At 27.4% G+C, this 7746-nt stretch carries 5 protein-coding genes and 1 pseudogene; 4 read left to right on the plus strand and 2 right to left on the minus strand.

From position 1 onward, the window contains the following. From DES33_RS09195 to DES33_RS09210, 3 genes and pseudogenes are all read left to right on the plus strand, one after another. A partial coding sequence (locus DES33_RS09195; RefSeq protein WP_110058792.1) for an FtsX-like permease family protein occupies nt 1–2484 on the plus strand: 2484 nt, incomplete at its 5' end. A gap of 149 nt (nt 2485–2633) precedes the next feature. Then, on the plus strand, nt 2634–2834 hold the full coding sequence (locus DES33_RS09200) for a helix-turn-helix domain-containing protein (protein WP_035112633.1): 201 nt from the start codon (nt 2634–2636) through the stop codon (nt 2832–2834). Between the two features lie 156 nt (nt 2835–2990). Then, nucleotides 2991–5508 (plus strand): annotated as a pseudogene (locus tag DES33_RS09210) (Spaf_1101 family AAA-like ATPase). Nucleotides 5509–5546: 38 nt separating this feature from the next. Here the strand turns inward: DES33_RS09210 and DES33_RS09215 are convergent. Both DES33_RS09215 and DES33_RS09220 read right to left on the minus strand, forming a co-directional pair. Continuing rightward, nucleotides 5547–6878, minus strand: coding sequence for a relaxase/mobilization nuclease domain-containing protein (locus DES33_RS09215; protein ID WP_110058795.1), 1332 nt, complete (start codon nt 6876–6878; stop codon nt 5547–5549). Between the two features lies 1 nt (nt 6879). Continuing rightward, entirely contained in the window at nt 6880–7236 is a 357-nt protein-coding gene (locus DES33_RS09220; protein WP_110058796.1) for a plasmid mobilization protein, read from the minus strand. A 295-nt stretch (nt 7237–7531) separates the two neighbouring features. On the opposite strand from DES33_RS09220, the gene DES33_RS09225 reads away from it, so the two are divergent. Further along, a partial coding sequence (locus DES33_RS09225) for a TetR/AcrR family transcriptional regulator (RefSeq protein ID WP_146199878.1) occupies nt 7532–7746 on the plus strand: 215 nt, incomplete at its 3' end.

Consider the following 7746-nt stretch of genomic DNA (forward strand, 5'->3'; position numbering starts at 1 on the left):
AATGACCTAGCTGATGGAGCTGTAAAAAATAATAAGAAAGACAGTTTTGCTATTAAAATTTCCATACTTTTGGCAGTAATTTTACTAGGAACTGTTATTTTTATTTTCGACTCAATAAACACTGAACAGTATGAATATGTAAAGAAAACTATTGGAGATTATCATGTAAATATAGGTGAAATTGACGAAAATTTTTATGATAAATTAAAAAACGATACAGACATAGAAAAAGTATCTTTTAATAAAATCATTAATACAGACTTAAATGCAGTTATATATGAAAATGGAGATTCTGAAAGTCTTTTCGGCTATGAAATCAAAAATGGTAGAAAACCGGAAAATTCAAATGAACTTTTAGTGCCAGAGAGATTTTTATTAAAAAATAAGGAGTATGATTTAGGTTCTGAGATAATTGAAAATAAAAAGACATATACCATAGTTGGTGTTTACGATGATTATGGATATTCTTTTGAAGATACTATGCTTATAGGTTTAGCAGATAGCAATAAAAAGGATTATCTATTTGAAAACAATGGTGAAATAGAAGCGCAGATTTGGTATAAAAGCATAAGGGACACCTATACAAAGACTCGAAAAATTTTGTCTGAAATGAATATTGATGAGAAAAAAGCCTTAGATATTGGAAGAGTTTTTTACAACAAAGATATTTTAGAGCATAGTATGGTTTATCCCAAAGGAATTATTCCACCTAAAAGCGTAATCAATTTAGCTATAGAAAAATATGGGATGGCTTTCTTTCTCTGCGTACTTTTTGCCTTTATTATATATGGTGCTTTTAATGTATGGAATAATAGAGATTTAAAAGAAATTGCTCTTTTAAAAAGTACTGGGATGACTAAAAAGCAAGTTAGACAAATGATTCGAAAGAAGGCATCTAAACTTTCAATCTTGCCAATAGCTTTAGGGACAGTCTTATCTTGGGCTTTTGCAAATCTACTCCTATATTTGTTGTGGTTTAACAATTCTATCTCTTACAAAAAAATGTCAAATATTTTAGGCGAAAGTCTAAAATCTCCAGACTTTAATTTAGTAATACCAAGTATTGGATCTATTTTAATAATTATTCTGTTATCCTTATTAATGGTTTATTTTTCAGCATTGATTCCTGCAAAGAAAAGCTCAAAGATAAAGGTTATTGAGGGATTAAATGGCATTACAGAAAAAAATATTAAGTTTGGTAAGTCAAAAATAAATGGACCTATAGAAAAGACTTTAGCAAAAGATTATTATAGGTCCTATCGTTCAACCTATCGAATTATTGTAATTTCAATGGCTCTATCAGCCTTTGTACTTACCACAGTTTTAGTTAGCCAGTCATATAGAACTTTGAATGAAAAATATAATTCATATAAAAGTCCTTACAATTTTAACTCAAGTATTTATACAGATGAATTTTTGAATAAAAATTTTGCGAATGATATGGAAAAAGTTAAAGGTATAGAACAATTACACATCTATCAAAGAGTAGATACAAAATTTTATACTGGTGAAAATGAGGACTTTATTTCTAAAGATTTAAAAAATTCTCTAGATAGTGGTAAAAAATCCAGTGATAAACTTTATGCTAGTATCTATGCACTAACAGAAAAAGATTTTAAAAACCTTTTAGAAGTAAATAATATTACAAATGCGACTTATGTTTTAGTGAATAAAGTATCCAAAGATAATAATACGCCTTATACCTTTAGAGATTATATAAAAATTTCTGATAAGGAATCTGGAGATATTACTTTAAAATATAATGAAAAGGGAAAGGCTATGAAAATAAGAATTGACGAATCTATAGAAGAGATGCCTTATGGATTAGAGGCATATAAGTCAAATGAAATAGCTCTTTACACAAGCGAAAGTAGTCTAAGAAATTTTATAGATGAGTACGGAATAGATGAAGCTAATCCTGTATATTATTATTTTGTAAAAATCAAAGCCGATAAAAATAAAGAAAAAGTATTTGAAAATGCCGAAAAGGTGATTTCGACCTATGTTCCAAAATCAGATCATGGCACTTCTACAGAAATTATAAAAGCTGCTATGAATAAAGAACAAACGAGAAATGAAAAACTTTTAAATCTTGGCATACAAATAATTCTTATAACCATCGCTCTTTCCAATGCCTATAATAGTTTTAAAGGCAACCTTAAAGCAAGAGCCAATGATTTTAAACTTCTATCAACTACTGGAATGACAGAAAAACAGGTTGAAAAGATGGTATTTTCTGAAGTAAAAATATTATTTAAAAATATTTTCTTAGCATATATCTTTATGTTTGCTATAGGCATTGTGTTAAGAGCCTATAGGAGTAACTATGAATTAGGCTTTGGAATAAAAGAACTGCTAATAAATATGAATTATACTCCTATATTAATAGTATTTGTCTTTATAATTGCAGGTGTCTTACTTGCAATAAAAAGTGGTCTTAAAACAATAAATGAAAACTCAGATAATACGTTCAAGAGTATATAAGAAAAAGGCTGTGAGCATTAAACTCACAGCCTTTTTTTGCTCATTTTAACGCGGTAAATCATATAATTGAAAGGAATCTGTGTTATATGCTATAATTAGGTAGTTAATCTATACATTTAGAAAGGTAAAATATAGAATTGGAGAATGATATGGGATTTTCATATAATAAATTATGGAAGTTATTAATAGATAAAAATATGAAAAAGACAGACTTACAATGTGCAATAGCAACAACACCCAAGACAATAGCAAAAATGGGAAGAGACGAAAATGTAAGTTTAGAAACATTAGGAAAGATCTGTGAGTATTTTCAATGTGATATTGGAGATATTATTGAATATAAAAAATAGAGTTGAGGTAAATGGTAAATAAGATTCTTACTTATATTTGTTATTTTCATCAACGGTACTTGGAAATTCAATTGATTTAAAAATGGTTGCAGAAGATCAGAGTGATTATTCTATATAAGAAATATTGTTAAGCATTAGGGATTATTAAGGAGAAGTATGGCTGAAGATACAAGAACTTATGGTGAAGTAATAGAAGCATATAAACACATTAAGAGTACTAGGGATAATTTTGGATTTCCTAGAAAGTCAATTTTTCATATTCATACTCCAGCTTCTCATGATTATAAATTAATGGAGAATTTAGGCACGGATGGATATAAAAAAATAAGTGAAAAGAAATTAGAAGATATAATTTATGAAAGAAGTATTATACCTCTCATAAATGGAAAAAGAGATGTAAAGTTCGGTAGAGATTTTAATATTTTTGAAAACAAAAAAGAAATATATGCTTTTTTATTGCTGGCTCATGAATTATTAATAAATCAATATGAGATATCTGTTGTTACAGATCATAATACATTTGAGGGGATAGATAAATTAAAATTATGTATACATCATCTAAAAAAGTTAAAAGCTAAATATAATGTTTGAAACAATACTATTTCGAGGAATAGAAATATCATGTGCTGACAAGCTTCATGTAGTAGCAATATTAGATGATGATAAAAATAATGAAGAGAAAGTAATTAAGTGGCTAGATGAAAAATTGATTTCTGAAAAAGACGGTGTATATGTTACTAGTTTAGAAGTTATGGATTTTTTTTCGAGTTTAGGAGCGATAACTTACATAGCTCATATATACTCATCAAATATAAATAAAGATAAGTTTTTAAGTGGAGCGTATAAAAAGAAATTATTTTCCAGTGAAAACACAAGAATTGTTGGTTTAAAAAAGAAGAATCAAATCAAAGGTGCAAAAAACTTCATGAAAAATTATAGAGAGGATGTAAATTTTTTAATTGACAATGACTCACATTCAATTGATACATTAGACAATAATTTTTTTTGGATTAAGGGAAGTGATATTAACTTTCAAATGTTAAAAGAAGCTTTAATTGATTTTGATATTTCTGTAAGTTATGAGAACATGAATAAAAATAAAGTCTATATAGAAGGCTTATATGTAATGTTTGAAGAATCTGGTTTTCTATCTAATAAAAAGAAAGATGGGGATTTTACTGTAAAATTTTCGGATTCTTTAAATTGCTTGATAGGGGGAAGAGGAACTGGCAAGAGTACTGTCCTTGAAACAATTGATTTTGTAATGACACAAAGTGTTCATGATGAGAATCTTTTAGATTTTATTTGTAAGCATGGGAACGTATATTTATTATTTCAATGTGATAGAGATGAGTATATTGTTGAGTTTATAAGTCCTTATAAAGAAGATGATGATAATATTTTAAGCCGATTTGAAGAGGAACGACCTTATCAATATGGAAGAAGATATTATTTTAATAGAGACAGAATTAAAAAATATATGCTTAAAAAGTATTTGAACGTATATAAGATAACTTGTAGTAATGTTGAAGAGATGGATATTAGCAATATCGAAAAAGTACGTAATAAAACAAAAGTCCTATCAGAACTTTATGATAATAGGTATTCTGTTAATGATCTTGTTAGATATGCAAGCGGAGATGAAATTAACAGGTTTATTTATGATTTGATGTTTAAAAATAAAGAGTTAGAACCATTTGAAAATAAAATAAAAATTAAAGCTAAATCAGGTTTATCTAAATTTCTAAGAGATATAGAAAGTATTTTAAAAAATAGAAGAGAAGATGTAAAAAAGGTACTAGATCCTTTTAATGAAACTCAAAAAGGAACATTAAAAATCGATTATATTCAAAATGATTTAGTGCTTGAGTACCCCATAGAAGAAATTTATAAAAGCAAATTTTCAAGTATTATTAATAGATATAATATTAAGAGAGAAAATTTAGAGGGATTTATATTTTATATAATAAATAAAAAAGGATTGATTAATTTTTTGAAATCATCAATAAATAAAGATTCTTCTTGGATAAATCCCAAAGAGTTTTTAGAATTTACAGAAGAAAGTAGTTTTAAAGTAATAGATTCTAATAAAACCATTATTAATGCTGATATTGCTAAGACGTTAATATCGGATTTATTAATATATGCAACTGACGATAAAAATATAGATACATGGATTGGATATTTTAAAAACTACTTTAGAAAACTTGAAGAATACACTATCCTATTTAATATTAATAGTAGGGAAGACAATAAAAATCTTCAAGAGATTTATAAAGATATAAAAAACTTATCGCTAGGTCAAAAAGTCGTAGCAATGTTAGACTTTATATTAGGATATGGGAAATATAACAATGATTTCAGACCGATTGTTATTGACCAACCAGAGGATAATTTGGATAGTAGATATATTTATAAAAATCTTGTTCAGCAGCTAAGGAAAACTAAAAATGATAGACAAGTTATAATTGCAACTCATAGTGCAACAATTGTAACTAATGCAATGTCAGACTGTGTGCTAGTAATGGATTCTGATGGAGTACATGGTTGGGTGAAAAATCAAGGCTATCCTGGTGAAGTAGCTATAAAAAAAGAAATAATAAATCACATGGAAGGTGGAATTGATTCTTTTAAACATAAAATTTTAATTTATAGAGAAGCCTTGATAAATTAATTATTTTGATATTTACTTGAAGAGGAAGCTAAATAACCCTACCTCTCCACTTCCTTCCCATAATAATTTTCATAGTTTTTCCTATACTGAACAAGGTCAGAAAATTGTTCTTTATTCAAAGAATACTCTTGCATAAGGGTATTCTTTTTTTCTTGTAATTCGTCAAGTTTAGATAGTATTTCTTTTGTGTTTGGTAGTTTTTTATAGTTTTCCAAGATTTCTTTAGCGGCTATTTTATAGACGGAAAGTTCACTATAATATTCTTCTGCAAATTGTTTATCTTCAGGATTTTTCTTGTTGTATTTATATATTTCACGATACTTATTTATAGTATTTATATTTTCCATATCTTGAGATAAACTCTTCATTTCAGTTTCAATTTCCTTTATTTTATCTAACAAGTCTTGTCTATCATCAGCAGATTTTTTGATCAGGTCATCGAGTTGGGTAATTGAATTAATTCCTTGTTCTCTTAACTTTATTATTGAATCAGCCATAGTTTTGATATTGTGTTTTCTTGCCCAGATTTCGTAACCTTTAGAGGATTGAGCTTTTTTATTAGTAGATATATCAAGAACATTTCCTACTCTTTTTTTAATAGGATTAGCTCTGTTTTTAATAGCTAAATATATTCTTTCTTTGATTTTTTCTTCAGTATAATCTTCTCCAATAGTCTTCGCTCTTGTAAATCTTTGCTTATCTTTATGACGAAAAGCAATGTGTTCACCAAATTTAATTTCATAATCAAGAGATTTTATATTTTCTAAAAACTCTTCCCACGATTTAGACTTATTAATCATTCTATCTATATCAAATTGTAGTTTAGACTTCCAAGAATTTCCTTTCTTGTTTTGATCATATTCGTACCAAGACTTACCAGGAGTTTTATATTTTCTTTTGTAAGCTTCATAATATTCATCAATGACTGAAAGCTTATTTTCTTTACATAATTCATCACTTTGATACCTAATTTTATGGTAAGATTTTTTATTAGATTGGTAGCATTTACCATTCTTATAATTAACATTATTAAAAATAATATGGTTATGGATATGCCCTCTATCTATATGAGTTGCAAGAACAAATTCATAATCTTCTTTTAAAATTTTCTTACATAATTCCATTCCAATTTCGTGAGCTTTTATAGGATCAACCTCTCCTGGTAGAAAAGATTGGATTAAATGTCTAGCCAAAACTGTACCCTTAGTATCATTATCTTCTCGTGTTTTTATAAATTGAATATGGGCAGTAGATGGATGACATTTGAATGAAGATACTAAGATTTTTTCATCAGTTTTTTCACTCTTAGTAATGTAGTCTATTGCTAAATTTAGAGTTGATTTTATAGGATGTATTTTTGTAATTGCCATACTAATCACCAGAACTTTCTTTTGATTTATTAAGAAGTAGGGAATGAATCTGCCATATTTCCCTTGATAATTTTTCTATCTGATTATTCATAGATTCAATTTCATATTTGTAAATAACACCAGTTGTATTAGTAGCTTTTGCAATCTGATTTATATTATTTGTTGCATTTGAAAGTAACCATTGTAGGTTTCTAAATGGTTCTAAATCTACAACGTAGATCTCTTTTTCTAATACGCATTTTCTAAGAAAGTGGGACATAGTTTTGCAGTTTGCAAGTCTCATTTTCTTTTCAAAAACTTCCTTTTCTTCATCTGTTAAATATATTTTTAGTTGATTATTTCTTTTTCTATTATCCATAGTATATCTCCTTATCATAAAATATTGGGGTCTTAGGGCTCTCCCTAACAAGGTAAAATTGATAAAAAAAGAAGCAGTCCATAAAGGTTCTGCTTCATCAATTTTTCGTAAGTGGGTACTCACTTACTGTGCTTGCTATTAAAGTTATAAGCGTTAAGCGTGTATTTAATTATTAATAATTATATCATACTTAAGTATTATTTTCCACTGTGCGTATTGACAAAAAGAAGATGAGTATATATAATGATAACTAAGTTATCATGGTTGGATTTTGTAGTAGGAAGAAGGTGAATGAGTGTTGAGTTTAAGTGGGTATGATGCTACTCATAGCAAAATTTTAGAAAGTGGTATAAAAAACTTTTTAAAAGATGGTTATGAGAAATCTAACTTAAGAAAGATTTGCAAAGAAGCTGGGGTAACTACAGGAGCTTTTTACCGTCATTTTGATGATAAGGAAAATTTGTTTACAAATTTGGTAGAACCTTTTGCAAGTCAGATTCTTGATATTTA

It is taken from the genome of Finegoldia magna, from assembly GCF_003182075.1.
GTDB classification, from domain to species: domain Bacteria; phylum Bacillota; class Clostridia; order Tissierellales; family Peptoniphilaceae; genus Finegoldia; species Finegoldia magna.